General features: G+C 63.0%; 23 protein-coding genes. 13 read left to right on the forward strand and 10 right to left on the reverse strand.

The annotated features are described in order from the left end of the window. Positions 1-7 precede the first annotated feature (7 nt). The 13 genes from U5A58_RS32155 (at position 8) to U5A58_RS32215 (ending at position 14,501) form a co-directional block, all read left to right on the forward strand. On the forward strand, positions 8-940 hold the full coding sequence (locus U5A58_RS32155; RefSeq protein ID WP_321945180.1) for a VOC family protein: 933 nt from the start codon (positions 8-10) through the stop codon (positions 938-940). 37 nt (positions 941-977) lie between these two features. After that, positions 978-1,988: an amidohydrolase family protein gene (locus U5A58_RS32160; RefSeq protein WP_321964429.1), complete on the forward strand. Its 1,011-nt coding sequence runs from the start codon at positions 978-980 to the stop codon at positions 1,986-1,988. 26 nt (positions 1,989-2,014) lie between these two features. Further along, positions 2,015-2,794 carry an SDR family oxidoreductase gene (locus U5A58_RS32165; protein ID WP_321938552.1) on the forward strand — a complete coding sequence of 260 codons (780 nt, stop codon included), beginning with the start codon at positions 2,015-2,017 and terminating at the stop codon, positions 2,792-2,794. 37 nt (positions 2,795-2,831) lie between these two features. Continuing rightward, positions 2,832-3,689 (forward strand): fumarylacetoacetate hydrolase family protein, encoded by an 858-nt coding sequence (locus U5A58_RS32170; protein ID WP_321964430.1) that lies wholly within the window; start codon positions 2,832-2,834, stop codon positions 3,687-3,689. 96 nt (positions 3,690-3,785) lie between these two features. After that, positions 3,786-5,039: a LysR family transcriptional regulator gene (locus tag U5A58_RS32175; protein ID WP_321945177.1), complete on the forward strand. Its 1,254-nt coding sequence runs from the start codon at positions 3,786-3,788 to the stop codon at positions 5,037-5,039. Between the two features lie 67 nt (positions 5,040-5,106). Then, positions 5,107-6,351: an MFS transporter gene (locus U5A58_RS32180; protein WP_321964431.1), complete on the forward strand. Its 1,245-nt coding sequence runs from the start codon at positions 5,107-5,109 to the stop codon at positions 6,349-6,351. Positions 6,352-6,501: 150 nt separating this feature from the next. Beyond that, positions 6,502-7,950 (forward strand): MFS transporter, encoded by a 1,449-nt coding sequence (locus U5A58_RS32185; RefSeq protein WP_321964432.1) that lies wholly within the window; start codon positions 6,502-6,504, stop codon positions 7,948-7,950. Between the two features lie 122 nt (positions 7,951-8,072). Continuing rightward, positions 8,073-8,789: a hypothetical protein gene (locus U5A58_RS32190; RefSeq protein WP_321938558.1), complete on the forward strand. Its 717-nt coding sequence runs from the start codon at positions 8,073-8,075 to the stop codon at positions 8,787-8,789. A 60-nt stretch (positions 8,790-8,849) separates the two neighbouring features. Continuing rightward, positions 8,850-9,668, forward strand: coding sequence for an amidohydrolase family protein (locus tag U5A58_RS32195; protein ID WP_321964433.1), 819 nt, complete (start codon positions 8,850-8,852; stop codon positions 9,666-9,668). 89 nt (positions 9,669-9,757) lie between these two features. Then, on the forward strand, positions 9,758-10,984 hold the full coding sequence (locus tag U5A58_RS32200; RefSeq protein ID WP_321915141.1) for an MFS transporter: 1,227 nt from the start codon (positions 9,758-9,760) through the stop codon (positions 10,982-10,984). An 84-nt stretch (positions 10,985-11,068) separates the two neighbouring features. Further along, entirely contained in the window at positions 11,069-12,232 is a 1,164-nt protein-coding gene (locus U5A58_RS32205; RefSeq protein ID WP_321964434.1) for a porin, read from the forward strand. Positions 12,233-12,399: 167 nt separating this feature from the next. Beyond that, positions 12,400-13,077 carry a heavy metal response regulator transcription factor gene (locus U5A58_RS32210; RefSeq protein ID WP_321964435.1) on the forward strand — a complete coding sequence of 226 codons (678 nt, stop codon included), beginning with the start codon at positions 12,400-12,402 and terminating at the stop codon, positions 13,075-13,077. Positions 13,078-13,085: 8 nt separating this feature from the next. Further along, positions 13,086-14,501, forward strand: a complete 1,416-nt coding sequence (locus U5A58_RS32215) for a heavy metal sensor histidine kinase (protein ID WP_321964488.1) — start codon at positions 13,086-13,088, stop codon at positions 14,499-14,501. Between the two features lie 38 nt (positions 14,502-14,539). On the opposite strand, the gene U5A58_RS32220 is transcribed toward U5A58_RS32215, so the two are convergent. Genes U5A58_RS32220 through U5A58_RS32265 form a run of 10 tightly spaced genes read right to left on the reverse strand, consistent with a single transcriptional unit; the run spans position 14,540 to position 24,157 of the window. After that, on the reverse strand, positions 14,540-14,821 hold the full coding sequence (locus U5A58_RS32220; protein ID WP_321964436.1) for a PAAR domain-containing protein: 282 nt from the start codon (positions 14,819-14,821) through the stop codon (positions 14,540-14,542). A gap of 11 nt (positions 14,822-14,832) precedes the next feature. After that, positions 14,833-15,723: a DUF4123 domain-containing protein gene (locus tag U5A58_RS32225; RefSeq protein ID WP_321964437.1), complete on the reverse strand. Its 891-nt coding sequence runs from the start codon at positions 15,721-15,723 to the stop codon at positions 14,833-14,835. Between the two features lie 16 nt (positions 15,724-15,739). Beyond that, positions 15,740-17,944, reverse strand: a complete 2,205-nt coding sequence (locus U5A58_RS32230; protein ID WP_321964438.1) for a DUF2235 domain-containing protein — start codon at positions 17,942-17,944, stop codon at positions 15,740-15,742. Further along, positions 17,941-18,726, reverse strand: coding sequence for a DUF3304 domain-containing protein (locus U5A58_RS32235; RefSeq protein WP_321964439.1), 786 nt, complete (start codon positions 18,724-18,726; stop codon positions 17,941-17,943). The genes U5A58_RS32230 and U5A58_RS32235 overlap by 4 nt, the downstream gene beginning before the upstream one ends. A gap of 15 nt (positions 18,727-18,741) precedes the next feature. Next, complete coding sequence (locus tag U5A58_RS32240) at positions 18,742-19,359, reverse strand: DUF3304 domain-containing protein (protein ID WP_321964440.1); 618 nt, start codon at positions 19,357-19,359, stop codon at positions 18,742-18,744. After that, a complete protein-coding gene (locus tag U5A58_RS32245) occupies positions 19,356-19,520 on the reverse strand; it encodes a hypothetical protein (protein WP_321964441.1) in 165 nt (54 codons plus the stop codon). The genes U5A58_RS32240 and U5A58_RS32245 overlap by 4 nt, the downstream gene beginning before the upstream one ends. Further along, positions 19,517-20,290 (reverse strand): DUF3304 domain-containing protein, encoded by a 774-nt coding sequence (locus tag U5A58_RS32250; protein ID WP_321964442.1) that lies wholly within the window; start codon positions 20,288-20,290, stop codon positions 19,517-19,519. The genes U5A58_RS32245 and U5A58_RS32250 overlap by 4 nt, the downstream gene beginning before the upstream one ends. Then, a complete protein-coding gene (locus tag U5A58_RS32255) occupies positions 20,287-20,907 on the reverse strand; it encodes a DUF3304 domain-containing protein (RefSeq protein WP_321964443.1) in 621 nt (206 codons plus the stop codon). Before U5A58_RS32255 ends, U5A58_RS32250 begins: the two co-directional genes overlap by 4 nt. Before the next feature lie 55 nt (positions 20,908-20,962). After that, a complete protein-coding gene (locus U5A58_RS32260; protein WP_321964444.1) occupies positions 20,963-21,607 on the reverse strand; it encodes a DUF3304 domain-containing protein in 645 nt (214 codons plus the stop codon). 30 nt (positions 21,608-21,637) lie between these two features. After that, complete coding sequence (locus tag U5A58_RS32265) at positions 21,638-24,157, reverse strand: type VI secretion system Vgr family protein (RefSeq protein WP_321964445.1); 2,520 nt, start codon at positions 24,155-24,157, stop codon at positions 21,638-21,640. Positions 24,158-24,186 lie beyond the last annotated feature (29 nt).

Here is a 24,186-nt window from a genome sequence, read left to right on the forward strand (position 1 = left end):
GACAAACTTGGCTTCGACTATTTCAGGCATGGCCCACGTCCGGCTGAGCGCCCCCGATCTTGGGCGCATGGAAGCCTTTCTCGATGACTTCGGCATGGTGAAAGTCCATCGCGACGACAAGCGCCTTTACATGCGCGGCATCGGCGAAGCGCCTTTTCTGCACGTGACCGAACTGGGCGACCCCGGCGTCGTCAGTTGTGCCTATGAATTGCGCGACGCCGCGCTGCTCGCGGAGCTCGCGAAACTGCCCGGCGCGCGCGGTATCGAGCATATCGACGAACCTGGCGGCGGCCGCCGCGTGCGCGTGCAGGACCCCAACGGCTTGTGGCTGGAGTTCGTCACGGAGCGCGAGCCGGTGGCACGCCTCGCACCGCGTGCACTGGTGCGAGGCGCACAGGGCGAGAGCCGCGTGCTCGGCCCGGCGCGCGTGGAGCGCATTGCTCATACGGCGTTCGCCACGCCGAACCTGCCTGCCTCGATCGAGTGGTATCAGCGCACGCTCGGCGTAATTCCCACCGACGAATTGTTCGTGGGCGAACCCGGCAACGTGATTGGCCAGTTCAATCGCATCGATCTCGGCGAAACACCCGTCGATCATCACATCGTTTTCCTGCTGCGCGGGCCGCGCGCCGGTTTGCACCATGTGTCGTACCAGGTGGAGGGGGTGGACGACATCTTCTTTGGCTACGACCACCTGCATCAGCGTGAATACGATCACGTGCGCGGCATTGGGCGGCATGCGTTGGGCAGCCAGATTTTCGACTACTGGATGAGCCCCTTCGGCCAGATGCACGAGCACTGGATCTCGCAGGAGCGCATGACAGCGAAGAGCCGCTTCAACCCTATCCGCATCGGCGACGGCATGAGCTACGACACCGGCGAAAAGCCGCCCGAGCGTTTCGTCAAGCAGGCCACGCCGCTCGTGGCGTGGCAGGACTAGCCGCTCGCCCCTTTTTCAACGAACCAGGTAGCGTTTCATGATCATCGATTGTCACGGTCACTTTACGACCGTTCCCAAGACGCTGCACGAATGGCGGCGCAGGCAGCTCGAACATGCAGGCCCCGTGTATGGCGCGCCGCTGGCTATCAGCGACGACGAATTGCGCGATGCGCTGGAGGGCGGCCAGCTCAAGGCCCAGCGCGAACGCGGCCTCGATCTCACGCTGTTTTCGCCGATCGCGGGCCAGATGGGCCACCACCTCGGCACGCTCGAGCAGGGTATCGAATGGGCGCGGGTGTGCAACGACCTCATTCATCGCGTGGTGCAGTTGTATCCGGAGAACTTCGCAGGCGTGTGCCAGCTCCCGCAGTCGCCGGGCAAGGACGTGAGCGCCTGCGTGGCCGAACTGGAGCGCTGCGTGAAGGAGCTGGGCTTCGTCGGCTGCAATCTGAATCCCGACCCTTCGGGCGGTTACTGGACCGATCCGCCGCTCACGGACCGTCACTACTATCCGCTCTACGAGAAGATGGTCGAACTCGACGTACCGGCCATGATCCACGTGAGCAGTTCGTGCAACCCGTGTTTTCACCACGTGGGCGCACATTATCTGAACGGCGACACCACGGCGTTCATGCAATTCCTGCTCGCGCCGCAGCTGTTCAAGGACTTCCCCACGCTGCGCTTCGTGATTCCGCATGGCGGCGGCGCGGTGCCGTATCACTGGGGCCGTTATCGCGGGCTTGCGCAGGACCTGGGCTTCCAGGCGCTCGAAGAAGGCCTCATGAACAATCTCTTCTTCGACACCTGCGTATATCACCAGTCGGGCGTGAACCTCCTCACTGAAGTCGTGCCGCACAAGAACATTCTGTTCGGCTCGGAGATGATCGGCGCGGTGAAGGGCATCGATCCGCGCACCGGCCACCACTACGACGACACGAAACGCTACGTCAGCGCCACGCCGCACCTGTGCAGCGAGCATCGGCACGACGTGTTCTGCAGCAACGCACTCAATGTCTATCCGGGCCTGAAGTACCGCTGCCAGGACTGAAGCCATCACGAAGCGAGAGATAACTCATGGATCTTGGAATCGCAGGAAAGACGGCGCTCGTCTGCGCGTCGTCGCGCGGTCTTGGCCTCGCATGTGCGACGGCGCTGGCGCGCGAAGGCTGCCGCGTGTATCTCAACGGCCGTCACGCCGACGCGCTCGAAACCGCCGCGCAGCAAATCGAGGCGGCAACGGGCAACCGTCCGCACCTCATCGTCGCGGACCTGAACACGGAAGCGGGGCGCGAAGCGATCGTCGCCGCGTGCCCGGCGCCGGACATTCTCGTGAACAACAACGCGGGCCCGGAGCCGGGCAAGATCGCCGACTGGACCCGCGAGGACTGGCTGGCCGCAGTGGAAGGCAACATGCTCGCGCCGATCTTTCTCATCAAGCACTACGTGAGCGGCATGCGCAGCCGCAAGTTCGGCCGCATCGTCAATATCACCTCGGCGATGGTGAAGTCGCCGAGCGCGACGATGGGCCTTTCCGCCGCCGTGCGCGCCGGTCTGACCGCCCTCAGCAAATCGGTGCAGCGCGATTGCGTCGTGGACAACGTCACGATCAACAACATGCTGCCCGAGCGCTTCGACACCGACCGTCAGCGCTATATGGCCGACCGCATGTCGAAAAAGGACGGCATCACCGTCGCGCAAGCCAAGGAGCGCATTGCCGCGACGATCGCCGCGAAGCGCCTGGGGGACCCCATGGAGTTCGGCGATGCCTGCGCCTTCCTGTGCAGCGCACAGGCGGGCTTTATCTCGGGACAGAACCTGCAGCTCGACGGCGGCTCCTATGCCGGCCTCGTCTAACGCGCAGCACACGTAACGCATTCAGAGGAGATTTTCGATGAAATACGCGAGCTTTTCGGTAGAAGGACGCGATACCTACGGCATCGTCGAGGGCGACAACGTGATCGATCTCGGCAAACGCATCGGCAACGAATACCCAACGCTCAAGGCGCTATGCGCGGCTGACCTGCCGCACGAAGTTGCACGGGCGGTGCAAGGGCAGGCCGATTACGCACTGAAGGACATTACGTTTTTGCCGCCCATTGCCGACCCGACGCATATCTGGTGTCTCGCGCTGAACTACGTCGAGCACCACAGCGAAGTGCAGAGCGCGGGCCGCGTGCAGGAGCTGCCGAAGCAGCCGGCGCTGTTTGCGCGCGCAAGCGATTCGCTGGCGGCGCACGGTCAGCCGCTGCGCCATCCGGGCGTTTCCGAACAGTTCGACTATGAAGGCGAACTTGTCGTGGTGATCGGCAAGCCCGGCTATCGCGTGAAAGCCGAAAACGCCTTCGAGCACGTGGCCGGCTACACGATCATGAACGAGGGCAGTGTGCGCGACTGGCAGTTTCACACGCGCCAGATCACGCCGGGCAAGAACTTCTATCAAAGCGGTGCGATCGGTCCCTGGATCGTGCCGCGCGGGGAAGTGGGCGACGTGGACGCGCTGCGCATCCAGACGAAGCTCAACGGTCAGGTCATGCAGGACGACACCGTGGCCAGCATGGTGCACAAGATCCCGCGCTTCATCGAATACGTTTCGTCGATTGCGCCGCTGTGCCCCGGCGACATTCTCGCCACGGGCACGCCGAGCGGCGTGGGTTTCTCGCGCACGCCGCCTGTCTTCATGAAACCCGGCGACGAGTGCGAGATCACGATCGATCGCATCGGCACGCTGCGTAACAAGGTGACCGGGTAGCAAACCTGGTCGCGCGCCGCCGGTGCGCTGTGGTATATCGATCGTACGTCTCGCTTGTCACGTTCACTCCGCTAGTCACGCAGGGATCGCAGCACTATGGCCTCGGTCGTCGCGTCACCCGTCGAACAAACGGAAGCTCCCGCCGAGCTGCCCAGTCTCTGGCAGTTGCGCGTGTTCGAGACGGTGGCGCGTCACGAGAACGTCACGCAGGCCTCGCAGGAGCTGTTGCGCTCGCAACCAGCCACCACGTCGTGTCTCGCGGCGTTCGAAACGCTCATGGGCGTGAGCCTTTTCGAGCGTTCGACCACGGGTACCTGGCTGGCGCCGGCGGGTGTCGCGGCGCTGGTGCGCACGCGCAAGATCCTGCAGGCCATGCAGGAGGCGGTGGCGCAGGTGGGCAGCACGCGTAACGTGTCGCCGGGCGTGCTCGCGGGCGGCATCACGCGCACGCAAATGCGCTGCCTCATCGCCATTGCGGAGTGCGGTTCGTTTCGCGCGGCCGCACGGCAACTGGGCATTACCGAGGCTTCGCTGCAGCGCGCGGCGCGCACGCTCGAACAGAATCTGGGCGCGCCGCTCTATCGGCACTCGGCCTCGGGCGTCACGACCACCGAGGTCGGGCAAGCCTTCGCGCGCCAGTTGCAGACGATCTCGAACCAGATTGCCGCGATGGCCGATGCACTGCGCGCGTATCAGTTTCCCGTGGAGCGCAGCGTGACGGTGGGCGTGCTGCTGCTCGACCCGTCGATCCTGATCGTGAGTGCGATTCGCGAGCTCAATGCGCATTTTCCCGATGCGCGCGTGGTGATCATCAACGGCACCTACGACCAGTTGCTCAACAAGCTGCTGCGCGGCGAGATCGATTTCATGCTGGGCGTGCTGAAAAACCCCGACCAGTCGTTCGATTTCGTCGAGGAGCCGCTGTATCACGAGCGCTATTGCGTGGTCGCGCGGCGCGATCACCCGCTTACGCGCGAGCCCGCCGTGACGGTGGACGCCTTGCGCAACTACCGCTGGATCTTGCCGCCGCGCAGTTCGCCGCGCCGCGAGGCCTACGAATACGTGTTCTCCGAAGGCGCGCCGCCGCTCGCGAGCATCGAGACCTATTCGCTTTCCACCATCCGCATCACGCTCTTCGACAGCGACATGCTGACGGTGCTGAGCTGGACCGAAGTGCTGAGCGAACGGCGTTTCGGTCTGCTTGCGCCGCTGACGATCGACGTGCCGTGGGACGGCCCGATCGTCGGCATCACGGCGCGGCGCGACTGGAAGCCCAACGACGTACAGGAGACGTTTCTGCGCAGCGTGCGCCGCAACGCGCAGGCGATGACGGGCGGACAGGGCACGTAGGGCGTCGGCGCTTTTCCTTCTTTCCTGCAGGCCAGAAAGGCTTGCGTTTCCTCGGGTTTCCACTCAGATGTCGAACGAACCTACCGTCGCGTTCGCGCCTGCGCGCGCGCATGCCCCCCTGTTGTCCTTTTCCTCGTTTCGCAGCCTGCTGGCCGTGCGCATTGCGTGGACGGTGGGCATTCAGATGCTGTTCGTCGCGATCGGCTGGCAGATGTACGCCCTCACGCACGACGCGTGGGCGCTCGCGCTGGTCGGGCTCTACCAGTTCTTCCCGGTGCTGTTGCTCACATTGCCCGCGGGACACGCGGCCGACTCGTGGCGGCGCGCGCGCATCGTGCTCGGCTGCCTCGCGGTGCAGGGTGTCGTTGCCGCGGCGATGGCGTTCGCCACGCACCGCAACGGCCTCACGCGCGACGCACTGCTGCTGGCCTCCCTGCTGCTCGGCGCAGCGCGCGCGTTCCAGATGCCGGCGCTGCAGGCGCTCGTGCCTTCCACGGTGCCGCCGCCGCTCCTGAGCCGCGCGATGGCGGCCGTCTCCACCGGCTCGCAATCGAGCGTGATACTCGGGCCCGCGCTAGGCGGGGCGCTCGTGAGCTTCGGCATCGGCGTGGTCTATGCGGTCGCGGCGCTGCTCTTTCTCGCGGCAGCGCTGCTCACACTCGGCCTCAAGGTGCGTGAAGTTCAACGCGAGCGCCGCGCCGCCACGCTCGACGCGCTGGTGGGCGGCCTGCGCTTCGTGTGGCGCAAGCCGATCATTCTCGCGGCAATCAGCCTCGATCTCTTCGCCGTGCTGTTCGGCGGTGCGGTGGCGCTGCTCCCCATCTACGCCGATACGATCCTGCACGGCGGCCCCGCCATGCTCGGCTGGCTGCGCGCGGCGCCCGCCGCAGGCGCGTTCGCGATGTCGCTCTGGCTCGTGCGCTATCCGCCTAAACGCCGCGTGGGTGTGACGCTGCTCGCCTCGATTGGCGTATTCGGCCTCGCGACGGTGGTGTTCGGCGTTTCGACGAACCTCTGGCTCTCGCTGCTCGCGCTGATCATGACAGGCGCGGCGGACATGGTGAGCGTGGTGATTCGCCAAACGCTCGTGCAGCTTGAAACACCCGACGAAATGCGCGGCCGCGTCAGCGCTGTGAACGCGATTTTCGTGGGCGCGAGCAACCAGCTCGGCGAATTCGAATCGGGCTCGCTCGCCAGCGTGATCGGGCCGGTGGGCGCGGTCGTGCTGGGCGGCGCGCTGACCTGCCTCGTGGCGCTGACGTGGGCGTGGCGCTTTCCGCAACTCGCGGCGCGCAAGACGCTCGATGGCTGAGCGCGGCGCTTGCAAGCCGTACAGCAATAACTGATGACGGCCCGCTCTTTTTCTATGCCGCTGAAAGTCGGCGGCTCACTAGAATCAGGTCTCCTGACAATGATATCGGCGCCGAACAAGACGGCGCGCCTCTAAGGAGACGGAGGGTTCATGCAACTCATGCAGAGCGGGCAAAGCCCATTTCAGGACCAGCGTGTCCTGAGCAAAAACCAGCGCACGCTGCTCGCGCTGATTGGTATAGGCAGCATGCTGGAGTTCTGGGACGCCTATCTGATCGGTTTCATCATGGCGTTTCTCGTCAAGCCGTGGGGCATGACATACGGGATGATGGGCACCGTGCTGCTCGCTTCGGGCGCGGGCGCGATCGTCGGCGGCGTGGTCTGGGGCATGATGGCCGACCGCTTCGGCCGCAAGCCCGTGTTCGTCATCTCGCTGCTGCTGCTCGCGGCCATGAGCCTCGGCCTCGCATTCACGCCCACGGGCGGCTGGATCTACATGGCGGTGCTGCGCACGGTGATCGGCTTTTGCACCGGCGGCTATTTCATTCAGATCGCGCTCGTCAACGAATTCATTCCGCCGCGTCGGCGCGCCGCGCTCACGGGGGTCGTTTCCGCCATCACGACCTGCGGTCTGTTGCTCGGCGCGTTCAGCGGCGCCTTCGTGATTCCGGCGATCGGCTGGCGCTTCACGTTCGCGCTCGGCGCGGCGCCCGCGCTCGTGGCGTTGATCGGCGCGTTTTATGTACCGGAGTCGCCGCGCTGGCTGAGCCTGCAGGGCCGCCGCGAAGAAGCTCGCCGCGCCGTGCAGTGGGCGCTCGGCACGGCCGCCGAATGGCGCGACGAAGAGAGCAGCGCGAATGTCGAGAGTGCGGTGCGCCGCCCGCCCGCCTCGCGCTGGTCGGAGATCTTCTCGTACCCACGCAGCGTGGTAACGGCCACGCTCATCAACATCGGGCTGATTTCGGGTTACTACGGCATCGTGCTGTGGGCGCCCACGCTGCTCGCCCAGGTGCAGTCGGTCACGCCCGCGGGTGCGTCGCGCTTCATGATCGGCTTCAGCGTGTGCGGCATCGTCTCGCGTCTTGCGGCTGCGAGTCTCGCCGACCGTATCGGCAGGCGGCGCACCGGCGGGTACTTCGCCATTGCCGCCGCGATTGCCGCGCTGCTGGCGGGCTACGTGGGCCACGGCGACTTGCTCGCGCCTTCGTGGTTCTGGCTGCCGCTGCTGCTCGCATTCGTGTTCGCCGACGGCAGCTTTTCCGTGTGCGCGGTCTATTCCACTGAAATCTGGCCCACGCGGCTGCGTGGCAGTGGCTCGGGCTACGCGGGCCTCGCGGGGTCGGTGGGCAAGATGATCGGCCCGGTCGGACTCGCGTGGGTCGCGGGGTCGAACAATATGGTGATGCCTTCGGCCACGCTCGGCGTGATCGTGCCGGCGTTCCAGTTCCTTGCGCTATGCCTCCTGCTGTGCGGCGTGACCTATCTCTTCGTGGGGATCGAGGCGCGCGGCAAAACCCTCGAATCGCTCGACGAAGGCTTCGCTCAACAGCGCGAAGCGGCGCACGCCATGCCGCCGGCCAACGACCGCAGCGGGACCTGACGTCCTGGGTTCAGCAAAAACCGATTGCGGCGGCCGCTTTCCGATTGGTGACGCGAAGCCGCAAAAAATACACTGGTTCAGACTCGCGGCGCCTTTCTGGCGCCGTGCAACAGAGGACTGAAATGAAGAGATTGCGCGTGGGCATGGTGGTGCCTTCACTGAACACGATTGCCGAAGATGATTTTCGTCTGTTCTGCCCCGAGGACGTTTCGTATCACGTCCATCGTATCCGCCTGAGGAAGGAGGGTGGCCGCGTGACGATGGAAAGCCTGCAGCGGGCCTGGCTCGAAGCGGCCGAGGAGACGGAATACCTGAAGGACCTTTCGCCCGACGCCGTGGTGTTCAACTGCACGGGCGCGAGCGTCGCAAACGGCGCGCAAGGCGACGCGCTGCTCGCCGCGCGCCTTGCCGGGCGTCTCGGCCTGCCTGCCACGAACACGATGGTCGCGATCAAGGAAGCGCTCACTGCGCTGCACGCCGAGCGTCTGCTGCACGTGTGCCCGTTCGCCGACGAGTTCTCGCGCATCGAGCGCGAGTCGCTCGAAGCCTCGGGGCATGCCGTGGCGCGCACGGTATCGCTCGGCTTCACCGACGCGAAAGAGGCGGCGCTCATGTCGCCGGAGCGCATTGCTGGGATCGTGCGTGAGCAGATCGACGCGGACATCGGCGCGGTGCTGCTCTCGTGCGCCAATGTGCGCGCCTTCGAGACGGCGCACGCGTTGGAGGCCTCGCTCGGCATGCCGGTCGTAACGAGCAATCAGGCGACGTTGTGGGCCGTGTTGCGGCTCGCAGGCTGGCAAGGCCGCATTGCGGGCGCGGGCAGCCTGTTCGGCGCGTAATGGATGCGCGCGCAACAGTCGTCAATCAGGTAATCCACTACGAAATAAATGAGAAATAGCATGCATATTGTCGATGCCCAGGTGCACGCATGGGTGAACGGAGATTCGACGGGTCATCACCGCCGCACGCCGATCACGCGCGACGTGCTCGTGGACGAGATGGTGCGCGCGGGCGTGAACCGCGTCCTGCTCGTGCCGCCGCTGTGGGACCCCGAGGGTAATGCCTATTCGCTCGCCCTCGCGCAGGCAGAGCCGGAACGTTTCGCGGTCATGGGGCTCCTGGGCGCGGACGTGACGGACCCGGCCGCCGCCATCGAGCGCTGGCGCGACGAGCCGGGCATGCTCGGTGTGCGCTTCCTGTTCAACACGCCGGAGCGCCTTGCGCCGCTGCTTGAAGGTCGCTACGAACGTGTGTGGCCGATGGCCCAGGAAAGCGGGCTCGTGGTCGCATTGCATGTGCCGGGCGCGCTCGGCGAGGCCCACGCCATTGCACGGCGTTTTCCGCGCTTGCGCCTGATCGTCGATCACCTGGGCGTGCCGCGCGGCGCAAGCGGCCCGGCGGCGTTCGACCATCTGCCCGAGTTGCTCGCGCTCGCGCAACATCCCAACGTGCATGTGAAAGCCGCGGGCGTGGGCGACTATGCGCTCGATCCCTGGCCGTTCCGCTCGATCGAGGCGCCGTTGCGGCAAGTGTTCGATGCGTTCGGCGCCGAGCGCGTCGTGTGGGGCAGCGACCTGTCACGCCTGCACCACCCGTATCGCCAGTGCGTGACGCACTTCAGCGAAACGCTCGCCTGGCTTTCCGCAGCCGATCGCGCGGCCGTGATGGGCGGCAACCTGTGCCGGTTGCTGGGCTGGAACCAGGCAATCAGGGCATGAGTGATGCGCGCGGCACGGCCCCATAATGTGCGGTTCGCGAAGCGCGCAGCAGTAACACAGAACACACATAACGATATCGGAGACACAACATGCTGACCCCTGGCGGCTGGCCTTGCATCATCCTGCTCTATCTTTACGGAACCGTGGCGACCTCGCTCGTCACGCAGTCGGTGCCCGTGATCGGCGACATCGCGCACCAGTTCGGTCTTTCGCACGCGGCGGCTGGCTGGGTGATCTCCATTCCCTCGCTCATCACGGCCGTGCTCGCCCTGTTTGGCGGCTGGCTCGTCGATCGCATCGGCGACAAGCGCGTGATCGTGGGCGGTTCGCTGTTCGCGCTCGCGGGCAACCTTGGCGTGGTGGTGGCGCACGACCTGAACATGCTGTTCGCGAGCCGCCTCCTCGAGGGCGTGGGCTATCTCTCGCTCACGGTGGGCGCCGTCACGCTCATCATGCGCACCACGAGCGGCGCGCGCCGCGGCATCGCGCTCGGCCTCTGGACCTCGCATACCGCGGTCGGCATCGGGCTCACGCTGAGCGTCGTCGCACCGCTCGCGCAACGCGGCGAAATGTGGCGCTGGGCCTTCGGCGGGCATGCCATTCTGATGGCGGCCCTCGCGCTCGCAGGCTTCCTGCTGCCGGGCAAGACGCAGCACATGGCCGCGCGCCGGCTCGCCGACATCTGGACCGTGGTGAAGAGTCCGCGGCCTTATCGCGTGGCGCTGGCTTCGGGCGCTTCGGCGTTCATCCAGACCGGCATCATGGCCGCGCTTACCGTGTATCTCGCGAAGACGTTCGGCGTGGCGATTCGCACGGCGGCCGGCGTGGGGACGGTGGCGGAAGTGTTCGTGTGCATCGGCTGCCTTTCGGTCGGGCATCTGCTCAAGGGGGGCACGAGTGCGCGCCTCATCGCGTCGGCAGGCGGCGTGGTCGCGCTCGCTGGCGGCGTGGCCCTCTATCTGCCGTTGACGGGCTTGAGCGGCGCGGTGGCCGCGGTGTGCGTGTTTTCGGTCGGCATTGGCCTGCTGAACGGCCTGATCTGGACGATGGTGCCGGCCGCCGCGCCGAGCCTCGCGACCATGGGCGCGACGAGCGGCCTCGTTGCGCAGGCAACCTATCTCGGCGTGCTGCTCGGGCCGCCCGCGATTTTTGCGAGCTTCTACGAGAGCGGCTGGACTGTGCGCATCGGACTCGTTGTGCTTGCCACCTTGCTGCAACTCGCACCGTTGCCGATCTGGGGACGTAGCGCATCGCGCAGCGAAGAGTCCGGCGCCCAGGCGACCGGTTCGGCACAGGCCGCGGCGGGAGGCAACTGACGCAAAGGATTCGGCCTCCTGCGCAAGGAGGCCAGCGTGACCCAGGTACTCTACATAACAATCAGTATGACTAAGGAGACGAAATTGAAACAAGGAGACTTTGCAGTCAAACGTAACCGCGTAGCGAGCCTCATATCCGGCGTGGTTGCGGGGCTGTTGCTGGGCGCAGGGGGTATGGGCGTGGCGCACGCGCAGAGCAGCGTGACGTTGTACGGCGTGATTTCGGAATCGCTGGAATATGTGAGCAACTCGAAGGGCAATCATCTTTTCGCGCTTTCCAACGCAGGCATGATGCCGCCGCGCTTCGGCCTGCGCGGGGTAGAAGATCTCGGTGGCGGCACCAAGGCTATCTTCACGCTGGAAAACGGCTTCAACGTGACGAATGGCGCGATGCTCAACGGCGGCATGTTCGGCCGGCAGGCCTATGTGGGCTTGAGCAACGACCGGGCGGGCACGGTCACCATGGGCCGCCAGTACGAGGAAATGACGAACACCATGTGGTTCGCCACCGCCTCGAACGTGTTCGCCGGCTACGGCGCGCACATTGGCGACAACGACAACATGTTCTTCACGAACCGCTTCAACAACGCGGTTCGCTATGCCTCGCCCACTTACTCGGGCTTCTCGTTCGCGGGCAGCTATGCGTTCTCGAACTCGACCCAGTTCTCGAACAACAACGGCTTTAGCGGCGCGATGACCTATACGAGCGGGCCGCTCAAGGTCGGCGCAGCTTTCACGCAGTTCAACCGGCGCAGCAACGCGGTGCCTTCGAACACCGCGAGCGGCGCAGTCGACAGCACGGGCTGGGGCTTCAGTTCGCCGTTCGTGACGAGCACGAAGGGCGCGGGCACGGATCAGCAGCGCATCATGGGCGTGGGCGGCAGCTACGACTTCGGTTCGTTCCACGTGCTCGGCAACTACACGAACGTGCTGTTCAACTATTCCGATTCGACGGGATTGCGCCTGCAGAACTTCGAGGCGTCGGCGTACAAGTTCGTCACGCCGTTCGTCGAGGTCGGGCTCTCGTATGTCTACACGCTCGGCAACTATTCGATCGGGCGCTCCACGCACTATAACCAGCTCGATCTCGCGGGCCATTATCTGCTCTCGAAGCGCACCGAGCTGTACCTCATCGGCATCTACCAGCGTGCAAGCGGGCCGGGCACGTATGCGCAGATCTATACGGCTTCGCCTTCGTCTGGAAAGAGTCAAACGCTCGTCGAGACGGGGATCATGCACAAGTTCTGATTGGCGCCCGGGCGGGGCAGCCTTTGGGTGCCCCGTTTCACCGGGTCTTTTCAATACGCTTACCGTTCATGCAATAACCGAGACTGTACCGGGGGACGCACAGCGATAAGCGCAGCGAGCCTGGGAGCGCATACAATTGAGCCGGACACACTCAGAGTTGAACGGCGATGCGCATTCTTGTGATCGAAGACGAGCCGAAGACCGGCGCGTATCTGAAGAAGGGCTTCGAGGAATCCGGCTACGCCGTGGACGTTGCCGCGGACGGCGCCGAAGGCCTGATCCTCGCGAAGGAGGCCTCGTACGACGTGATCGTGCTCGACGTGATGCTGCCCGCCATGGACGGCTGGACGGTGCTCAAGACGCTGCGCGCGACACACACCACGCCGGTGCTCTTCCTCACCGCGCGCGACGATATCAGCGACCGCGTGAAGGGCCTCGAGCTAGGCGCGGACGACTACCTCGTCAAGCCGTTCGCGTTCGTCGAACTGCTTGCGCGCGTGCGCACGCTGGCCCGCCGCGGCCCCCCGCGCGAGAGCGACGTGCTCATGCTAGGCGACCTCGAAGTGGACGTGACGCGCCGTCGCGTGAAACGCGGGGCCGCGCGCATCGACCTCACGCCGAAGGAGTTTTCGCTCCTGCAACTGCTCGTGCGCCGCCAGGGCGAAGTGCTCACACGCACGCAAATCGCCTCATACGTGTGGGACATGAACTTCGACAGCGACACCAACGTCGTGGAAGTCGCCATCCGCCGCCTGCGCGCGAAGGTGGACGACGCGTTCGACGTCAAGCTGATCCACACCGTGCGCGGCGTGGGCTACGTGGCCGAAATCAAAGGGCAAGCCTGATGCCGCGCATCGCGGTGCGCTCGCTCGCGACAGGCCTCGCGCTGAGTTTCGCGGGCACGACGCTTGCGGTATTCGCGCTCGTGGGCAGCACGCTTTATTTCACGCTGGACCGCGAAGTGAAGCAGCAGGACGACCTCGATATCGTGCTGATTTCGCGGCATACGCGCCGTCTTGCGCAGGAACTGCGCAGCGAGGACGACGTGCGTGAACATGCGGAGCGGCTCACGAGCCAGGTGCTCGGCAACCCCGCGCTTTCCATGGAAATTCTCGGCACCGGCGGGGCGCAACTGGTCGAGCACAACACGGCGGGCATCGCGGACGCCGCGTTTCCAGATGCGGCGCTCGCGCGGCGCCTACCCCCGGCGCAACGCATTACCGAAGGCGACGTGGTGGAGTGGCGCAACGCGCGCGGCGTGCCGGTGCGCGGGCTCGCCACGGACGCCACGCTCGCTGACGGCACGCCGGTCACCATCGTCATCGCGCGCGACATGACCGACCGCTGGCGCCTGCTCGACCATTATCGCGAGCGGCTCTATGGCTTTGGACTTGCGGGCATGCTGCTCGCGTTTCTCATGAGCTGGCTGCTCGTGCGCGAGTCGCTGCGCCCGCTGCGCGAGATGGCGGCGCGCGCGGCCACGGTCACGGTGGACCGGCTCGATACGTCCATCGAGGTCGAGGGCGCGCCGAGCGAGCTGGAAGCGCTCACGAAGTCGCTCAACGCCATGCTCGAACGCCTGCACGGCGGCTTCGAGCGCATGTCGCAATACACGGCGGATCTCGCGCATGACATGCGCACGCCGCTCGGCAACCTGCGCGGCGCAAACGAAGTGGCGCTCGCGCGCGAGCGCAGCACGGCCGAATATGAAGCGTTGCTCGAATCGAATCTGGAGGAATGCGAACGGCTTTCGCGCATGATCGAAAGCGTGATCTTTCTCGCGCGCGCGGAGCACCCGCAATTCATGACGACGCTCGCGGAGTTCGACGTGCACGATGCGCTCGCCCAGATTGCCGAGTACTTCGAAGGACTGGCCGACGAGGCGGGCGTGCAGATCCGCGTGCAGGGCGCGGGCCGCCTGCGCGCGGACAAGGAACTGTTCCGGCGCGCCGTGGGCAACCTGCTCGCCAATGCGCTGCGCTATACGCCGCGCGGCGCGGTAATCACCATGAGCGTCGACGAGACGCCAATGGCCGTCGAGGTGACGGTGGCCAATCCGGGTACGCCCATCGACGCCGCGCTGCTGGAGCGCATTTTCGACCGTTTCTATCGTGCCGATGCGTCACGTCACAGCGAGCCGCGCGCGGGGGCTTCGGCGGGGCTGGGGCTGGCGATCGTGCGGACGATCATGGCGCTGCACGGCGGCTCGGCGCGCGCCGAAAGCGACGCCGCCAGCACGCGGTTTATCCTGACGTTTTTGCGCTCTTAGCGTCAGCGTTCGCGCGCTTCGCCGGGCTGAGACCTTGCCTAATCCCCAACATTGGCGTTGACACTTCCGATCAGTGTGCAACCGCATTCGGTATGGTGCCCGTGTAGTGCGACTTGCTCCCCGCCGATCGTAAATGTCGGATGGGCCTCGATGATCTTGTTGATGCCGTGCGGACGCCCATCAGGATACGTTTGTGGACAGTCAACCAGGTCGTGCAGGCGGGCGACAGGTTTGTCGCCAATTGTATGGCTGGCCGAGCCGGTGATGACGCGTCCGCCATGGGAGGTCGAATCGCCGACAACAATGATTTTCATGGGCATGGGAAATCCGTTTATAACCCTTGAGTTTGTTGTGCAAGCATAGAACGCGGCCAAGGAAGTTTGTGTTTCAGCGCGCGCCAAATCCGGGCCGGTACGCTGGTCATTGCATGTTCAAACGTGCCGGCGTTGCGGCGACGCGCGTCCAGCGCCTCACGCACCACCGTGTCGGTGTCGAAGTCAATACCAAAGCGATAGGAGTAGTCGCAGTAGCCTAACCTGTCTCTCGCCTCGACCAACCCCCAGTCAATTGCCCGTTTGTAGCGGGGTTCGAGGTCGAGGAATCGTTCTCTGTAGGGGCGGGCTTCGTCGATACGGCCCAGTTCGATCAGCGACGCCATGAGTTCATCCGGTTCCGTGTGGGCCGTAAGAGCGTCGATATCCTGCTGGGAAAGCTCGATGACGACGGATCGGCTAGTGCGTCCCGCTTCTCTCGAACTGTTCCTGAACGTAGTCCACTGCTCATGACGGCCCCGATAACTGACCTGTTCAAGTGGCGCCATGAACAGGTTGGTGAGCTGTTCGCCCCAGACGTGGAGTACCGCTCGCGTATTTCTGGGATCGAAGTAGCGCACCATCGCGGTTGCACCCTCGCCAATATCTGCAAACAGGAACGCGCGCAGGTGGGCTGCGAGCTCGGGCAGATCAACACGGCTCCATACGAGAACCAGGCTGGGCGTGTACAGATCGATCAAATCCAGTTCATTCGCCCACGGTGCTTGCGGATTGTCGATCCGCCCGAGGAACAGCGAGGCCGCCCCAGCCTGTTGCTCGGGAAGGCCCTCATAGAGCGAGACGAACGGCGCGCCGGACTGCTCCAGCAGCGGCTGTATTTTTCCAGGTGACGCTGCGCCGTCGACCAATGCGTACATCCGCACTGGTCTGGTTGCCAGATTTTTCTGCATCAACTCATTGCCTCCTTCATGCCCATGCCGCCTGCTGGGTGCTGCCCACGATCAGCGGTTCCGATTCGGACGTGAGACCGAGATAGGCAATCCGCTTTTTTCCACCGACGAAGATGACGCGGGGCCATCCATAACCCCCTGGCGCATATTCATGAAACCACGGCACGCGAAACCAGATGCGGCTATCGTGGACATAGTCGTCGAGCAGCCGGATGATTTCGGGGCGAAGCTGCGCGGCGGCTTCCAGCGACGCGTGCTTTTTCAGAAAGCCCATGACGCCGCGCGCCGGCGCAGCCACCACGTCGTCCGAGGGGCTGAACTGGTTCAGGATCGTGCTCCACGTCGAGGCGAGCAGGACTCCGCTTTCCGCGAGCGTCACTTTCGGTGAATCGCTGCCCGGTTGATCGTGCTTCACAGAGAGAATCGTGACGGTTCGCGGTGCGTTGGGAAATGCGTCGTGAGGCACGCTATTCTGCGATACACTCGCCGTGACTTTCCATGTTGCGTCGCGCTGGTCAGGGTGCAGATAGCCGAGCAGCAATCGCATCTCTTCGGCGCCCTGGCGCAGATCGTTCTGGTCGTTGGTGGTCACGTCGCACGGACCTTCACCAGGGCGGGCAGGCGAGGGGTTTTCCTTGTCAGGATGGGCCACCGCGCCGCAGACCGCTTCCGTACGACGTTCGATGGCCTGCCGCGTTAGGCCGATCTGGTCGTCGAGTTCCTTGATGCGACCCATGTTGGCGGGATAGTGCTGATTGTTTGAGAGGCTGGACTTTTCGCCCTGCAGCTTCGCGAGCGTGTTGTTGAGCGACCGGAGCTCGGGATCCGCATCTGCGGCCTTATCCAATCCCCTGGCGACCTTGTGCGGCGTCATGCGATCCTCGTGCGCGAGGCGAAAGAACGCTTGCTGGGTTACGTAGTCCGGCGTGTCGATTTTTGCGCGAAGGGTTCGCCATGAAAGCATTTCCGCCATGCCGTGCCTGATCGCGTCTTCGATGCTGCCGATCGGACCTGCCGTTTTCAGCCAGGCGTTGAATGCGGCAATGGTCTCGGGCGAGAGGGCAAAGTTGGACGCGATATCCTTCAGTTCCAGGATCTCGGGGCCGCTCATCAGGGGGACGCCATATTTGAGCGCATGGATGTACATGTCGTGCAGCGGAATCTGGCTGAGCTTGCCGCTATCATCGCGTCCCGTACCGGAATCGCGTCCTTTGCCCTGTTCGTTCGGCGCATACCCGCCACCTACGTCCGAATGTACGCCAGGGTAGGCAATTTCAAGGCGGACACCGCCCGGATAGCCCCCGACATCACGTATCGAATCCACCGGGAAGCTCATGCGCTGCTCGTGAATCGAGAAAGCGTGCACGCAATACCGGACGGTATCGGGAATACGCATTGCACCATCGCTGGCAAAGGCGAAGTGGCCATCGAATGAGCCGATATCGACGGTCGCGCGGGTGGAATCAGGCGGACCCACGGATGCAACGGTGTCGAACAGGCCCATGAAGTTGACCTGATAGGGCAGGGCGTACTGGCCACCAATTTTCACCAGGTTGCCGCCCGGCGCCCATTCGTTGACCAGTTTGTGAACGAAGGCGCGCGCACCGGCTGCGCCTCGCGAGAAGCCGATGACGTTGATCCAGATTTTCCTGATGGTGCGCGGCTTGTCGCCGTCTTCGACGGCGTCCTTGTGGGTCACGCCGAGCGTCTGAATGGCCTCGGCGAAGCCGCTCATGTCGCCATTTGCGCCGGCGTCGCATAGGCGTTTGGCTTTGTCTAGTGAGATCAGGCCAACGGTCTTGTCAGGTGCGATCGCGTAATAGACCGAATTCAGGAGGTTTACGTATCCCCAAAGGCAACGGGCGTTAAAGCCCTTCGCCATGGCCTTGCCCATCTGCAAATAGGTTTTCTCACCGATTTCTGGCAGGGGAGTTCCAACGCCCGGGACGTAGTACGCAAAGAGCCCATCTTCATTCTTGTCTATCGCAGAATTAAACAATCTGGCGACGTTGGTATGGCAGTGTTTTATGGAGTCCCTTAGCGGGTTGCTCTTTGCATCATTGTTGTTCGTGCCATCGAAGAAGAGGCTGATATGCAGCGTTTGCTGGCATGAGCGGGTTTCGTCGTGCATGCGCAGCGCGCCGTCATGGAACGCGTCTTCACTTTCCGATATCTGCACGCGACCGCCGTCGGGCATCGGTTCAGGCCACTGAATACTCATTGCGCTTCCTTCTCGCGGTAGAGCCGGTTCCATTCATCGTCGATTACGCCCTGTGCGATGTACGGATCGTCATCAGGCGGACGGTTATTGGCGTTGTTGCCGCCGTTATGATTGCCATCAGTGATCATGATGCGCACCCGGTCACCGGGTAGAAAGATGCCCCACACCTTGAACGCATTTCTTCCGTTGTACTGCGCGATCCGCACGTTCTCGGCCTTGTACCAGTAACCGGGTGTCTTGCCGTCGCGCTTCTTGTCCACCAGCCAGCGCACCGTCAGTTTCAGGTCGGGCTGCCATTCGAGCGGAAAAGACATGCAGCAAACTTCCTTGCCCCCGCCAGATGGCTTACTAGTCCCTTTTTCCATTGGTAAGACATTCGGCCCCCCTCCCTCAATACCGCTGCCCTTCGGCCCCGTGATCGCGAAGGAGTGGATGTACCAGGGCGTATAGTTCAGCGCCGAGACCCCACCGCCGAGCAGTTCGACATAGCGGGGAACATCGACAGCAGTCTCTGCATCAGAGTGGACGCTGGAGCATGCGGCCAGCACTACGCAAGAAGACAGCAGCAAGCTCCGGAGCGGGTTGAATGTCCGTGAGCAAATGAAGTTACGGAGCAAGGCTGATCGCCTCGATCCAGCGACCAGGACGAGGTTGATATCCGTCTGCTGGCATGAGCGGGTTTCGTCGTGCATGCGCAGCGCGCCGTCCTGGAATGCGTCTTCACTTTCTGATATCTGCACGCGACCGCCGTCGGGCATCGGTTCAGGCCACTGAATACTCACTACGAATCTCCTGTTCTAGTCGTGCGCTGGCGGATACAGCTTGTTCCATTCATCATCAAGCACACCCTGTGCGACGTAGGGATCGTCGTCGGGAGGACGGTTGTTGGCATTGTTTCCGCCGTCATGGTTGCCATCAGTGATCATGATGCGCACCCGGTCTCCAGGCAGAAAGATGCCCCATACCCCACCACTCTTACGTCCGTCGTACTGCGCGATCTGCACGTTCTCGGCCTTGTACCAGTAACCAAATACCTTGCCGTCCGACTTTTTCTTCTCGACCAGCCAGCGCACCGTCAGTTTCAGGTCCGGCTGCCATTCGCGCGGGTACGTCATACAGCAAACTTCTGCTCCGCCACCTGACGGCCTGCCGTTCTGCTTGATCGGCCACACATTCGGTCCACCGCCGCCAATACCGCTGCCCTTTGGCCCCGTGATCGCGAAGGAGTGGATGTACCAGGGCGTATAGTTCAGCGCCGAGACACCACCGCCGAGCAGTTCGACATAGCGGGGAACATCGACAGCAGGCTCAGCATCCGAGTGGACGCTGGAGCATGCGGCCAGCACTACGCACGCAGACAGCAGCAAGCTCCGGAGCGGGCTGAATGTCCGCGAGCAAATAAATTTGAGAGTCAAGATTGTCTCCATCCAGCGACAAAGAAGAGGCTGATAATCGTCTGCTGGCATGCACCGGTTTCGTCGTGCATGCGCAGAGCCCCGTCCTGGAACGCGTCTTCACTTTCCGATATCTGCACCCGACCGCCGTCGGGCATCGGTTCGGGCCACTGAATACTCATTGCGTTTCCTTCTCGCGGTAGAGCCGGTTCCATTCATCATCGAGTACGCCCTGTGCGATATACGGGTCGTCGTCAGACGGTCGGTTGTTGGCGTTGTTCCCGCCGTCATGATTGCCATCAGTAATCATGATGCGCACCCGGTCACCGGGTAAAAAGATGCCCCACACTCCACCAGTCTTACTTCCGTCGTACTGCGCGATCCGCACGTTCTCGGCCTTGTACCAGTAGCCGGGTGTCTTGCCGTCGCCCTTCTTGTCCACCAGCCAGCGTACCGTCAGCTTCAGGTCCGGCTGCCATTCGCGCGGAAAAGACATGCAGCAAACTTCTGCTCCGCCACCTGATGGCCTGCCGTTCTGTTTGATTGGCATGACCCCCCCGCCAATACCGCTGCCCTTCGGTCCAGTGATCGCGAAGGAGTGGATGTACCAGGGCGTATAGTTCAACGCCGAGACCCCACCGCCGAGCAGCTCGACATAGCGAGGAACATCGACAGCAGGCTCTGCATCCGGGTGGACGCTGGAGCATGCGGCCAGCACTACGCACGAAGACAGCAGCAAGCTCCGGAGCGGGCCGAATGTCCGCGAGCAAATGAAGTTACGGAGCAAGGCTGATCGCCTCGATCCAGCGACCAGGACGAGGTTGATATCCGTCTGCTGGCATGAGCGGGTTTCGTCGTGCATGCGCAGCGCTCCGTCCTGGAATGCGTCTTCACTTTCCGATATCTGCACCCGACCGCCGTCGGGCATCGGTTCAGGCCACTGAATACTCATTGCGCTTCCTTCTTACGGTAGAGCCGGTTCCATTCATCATCGAGTACGCCCTGCGCGACGTACGGATCGTCGTCGGGAGGACGGTTGTTGGCGTTGTTCCCGCCGTCATGGTTGCCATCAGTGATCATGATGCGCACCCGGTCACCGGGTAGAAAGATGCCCCACACTCCACCACTCTTACTTCCGTCGTACTGCGCGATCCGCACGTTCTCGGCCTTGTACCAGTATCCGGGTGTCTTGCCGTCGCCCTTCTTGTCCGCCAGCCAGCGCACCGTCAGTTTCAGGTCGGGCTGCCATTCGCGCGGGTACGTCATGCAGCAGACTTCCTTGCCTCCGCCAGATGGCTCACTAGTCCCTTTTTCCATTGGCCACACATTCGGTCCGCCGCCGCCTATACCGCTGCCCTTCGGTCCAGTGATCGCGAAAGAGTGGATGTACCATGGCGTATAGTTCAACGCCGAGACCCCACCGCCGAGCAGTTCGACATAGCGGGGAACATCGACAGCAGTCTCTGCATCGGAGTGGACGCTGGAGCATGCGGCCAGCACTACGCACGAAGACAGCAGCAAGCTCCGGAGCGGGTTGAATGTCCGTGAGCAAATAAATTCAAGAGTCAAGGCTGATTGTCTCCATCTAGCGATGTGGGTGTGGCGGCGTTTTGTGGAATCCGTTCTAGTCGTGCGCTGGCGGATACATCCTGTTCCATTCATCATCAAGCACACCCTGTGCGATATACGGATCGTCGTCAGGCGGACGGTTGTTGGCATTGTTTCCGCCGTCATGATTGCCATCAGTGATCATGATGCGCACCCGGTCACCGGGCAGAAAGATGCCCCACACCTTGAACGCATTTCTTCCGTTGTACAGTGCGATCCGCACGTTCTCGGCCTTGTACCAGTAGCCGGGTGTCTTGCCGTCGCCCTTCTTGTCCACCAGCCAGCGCACCGTCAGCTTCAGGTCGGGCTGCCATTCGAGCGGAAAAGACATGCAGCAAACTTCCTTGCCACCGCCAGATGGCTTACTAGTCCCTTCTTCCATCGGCCAGACGTTCGGCCCCCCTCCCTCAATACCGCTGCCCTTTGGCCCCGTGATCGCGAAGGAGTGGATGTACCAGGGCGTATAGTTCAGCGCCGAGACCCCACCGCCGAGCAGTTCGACGTAGCGGGGAACATCGCCAGCGGTCTCAACATCCGGGTGGATACCGGAGCAAGCGGCCATCGTTACGCAGGCCGCCAACAGCAAGCTCCCAAAGCAGCCGCATCTCCACCAGCAAAAATATTTGCAGATCAAGGCCAATCGCCTCCAGATCGAGAACATCGTCGTATTCCCGTCACCGATTTATCAGGATCACCTGATGACAAACGCCGAGCCGCTTTTTGCAGCCTTGAGAAGACAGTCGATGCAGATTTTCCTCGGGGAAAGATCGGCGGGCGTGCTCCTCGGTCCCGGTAGCGCATGCGACGAGGCAAATGCCGCAAACTTGCCAGGCGTGAAGATCTGCGCGCCGGCGTCATCCAGAACAAGCCGGCTTTTGCCCCCTTGAAGCTCGAGCCTCTCGACGCCTGTGATCTGAACGACCTTGCTCAGCAGCTTGATCGACTTCGCCGACTCAAGGCTGATGGCGCTGTTGAGCGCGTGGAGCATGATGTCGCCCATGGCAGCAGACAATTTGATGTGGGACCGCTGCGCGTACAGGCGGATCGTGTCGCGAACGCTGGCAAAAAGGCTTCGTCCGCTCGCGATCGCGACATGCCCCTCGGTGGTCACCGCGGTTTGCTGGGCAGCTATGTGGACCGTTGCTGGCGAGACGATCTCGACGCCCGCCTTGCCATCCATCACGAGATGCGGCTCGGAAAGTTGCGGAAACGGGTTGCCCGAGGCGCCGCGAATCTGGTCGTTTTGCGTCTGGATGGTCGTGGCAATGTCGGCCTGATGGCCGGTTGCGTCCTGTGCTTCGCTCTCTTGCGCACTTTGTGCCAGTGCCTGGTGAATGGTGTGCGCGGTGTCGAGACGCCCGACTGTCTCGGCAAGATCCTTTGCGTGCGCAGATGCGCCTGCGCGTGCTTCGGTCGTAACCAGCATGCCCCGGTTGGCCCGCAACACGCCAGCCGCTTCAGTTGCGAGTTCGAAGCCTTCCCCGCGCGCCGTGTCGCGGCCGTTGCGCCCGTCAATGCGCGTGTTGTAACCAAGCACGAGCCTGGACTGCGCGTGATCGCTCGCGACCTGTACCTGCAATTTTCCGGGCGTGTCGTCGGTCAGCACATGATTGCTGTCCTGGCCTTCGAGGTTACGGCTGCGCAGCCCCGTCAACGCAAGATTGTCGGGCAGTTTCCATGGCGGCAGATTGAACTGGTTAACCTGGCGGCCGCTCACGAATGGTTTGTCAGGGTCGCCCTCGTGGTAGCTGACCGTCACTTCGTCGCCAACACGCGGAATCGCGATGAAACCGTAACCACTGCCTTGCCACGGCGAAGAGACGCGCAGCCAGCAGCTTGCGTTCAGATCTGGCTCGTTGCGTCGATCCCATACGAAATGAACCTTCACGCGCGCATAGGCATCGGGCCATACTTTCCGGTCATCGTAGCCGGTGACGACAGCCGTTTCTGCGTGCGCACGCGGCTTCTTCTTCGGCTTGTTTTTGAAAAAGGTGTTGGCCGGTTGCAGCACGAAATCCGTCACGCAGTGGTATGCGGCCACGTTACCTGTGCGTTGCGTCTCCAGCCCGTTATTGCGGATATCGATTGTCGTGGAGACGACGAGATATTCTGCGTTGACGGACTTCTCGGGATGGTCGACCAGCCAGAAGGTCTTGCCTGTTGTGAGCCCGCGCAGGTTGCCCGTGCCCTTCAGGCGCTGGCGGCGACAGCGCATCGCGTCTAGCCGCACACTCGCGAGATTGTCGGCTTCGTTCTGGTAATCGTTCGGTGTGGATGAAAGACCCTGAGCGCCCGCGAGCGGTTGCGAATAGTCGCCCCACCAGTAGTGCCTGGCCTGCTCGGACGGTCCACTGTTGTTGTAGCTTTCGCCCGTGAACATCGCGCGGGGTTCTGTGTAATCGTAGTCCACCACATCGACCTGACCGGTGGTGATGGTGCGCGACACTTCCAGCCGGTGAATGTGCTCTTCGTCGATGCGTTCACTACCCGGTGCGTGGTAGCGCATCTTGTCATACATATTGCTGTGCTCATGATGCGAGCCAGGCGAATCGCACAGGACCAGTGTGCTGCCTTCATAAAAATAGTAAAGACCCCACTCACGCCATAGCATGGTTAAGAAGTCGAAATCCGAGCACCAGAACTGCCGGACGTAATCACGCGGCGGATAGGTACTGTCAAAGCCTGGTGCGCCGAGTCTCAGCTCGACGACGACGTCGTGATCCCCGAGCACTTCTTCGCTTATTTCCACAACATTCATGTTCTGGAAAATGCGGTTTTCAACGGTCTTTTTCGCGAGCCATAGGCTAGGCCGCACGATGAAGCGGTAGTACATGTGACGGTCATCACTGCCGGTGATCTGGACACTGGTGATCAGCCCGGTAATCGTGCGTGTGCCTGCTCCGACATTGCCGGCACCCGTGTTGCCGGGCATGCCGGGGACGAAGGTGCCGTTTCCCTCGAATGCGACCGTGATGTCGATGACGGCGTCGATCAGTTCTTCCGGCTGGATCATCTCGCGGGCCTGGTAGACGCGCAGTGTTGGCGAGTCGACGGTCATCAGGTCCAGTTCGTACCGGTACAGCTTGCCGAGCGCTTCGGTGCCGTGCAGGCGTACGGGTGCGAGCACTTCATCGCGACCCCATGTGGGTATTGCGTCGCACCGGATCGACAGCGTACGGGCTTGCAGGGGCTTGAACGGTGATACACCCATGTCAGCACCGTGCGGGCATACAGCTGTAC

This window comes from Paraburkholderia sp. J7 (assembly GCF_905220155.1).
Lineage (GTDB): Bacteria > Pseudomonadota > Gammaproteobacteria > Burkholderiales > Burkholderiaceae > Paraburkholderia.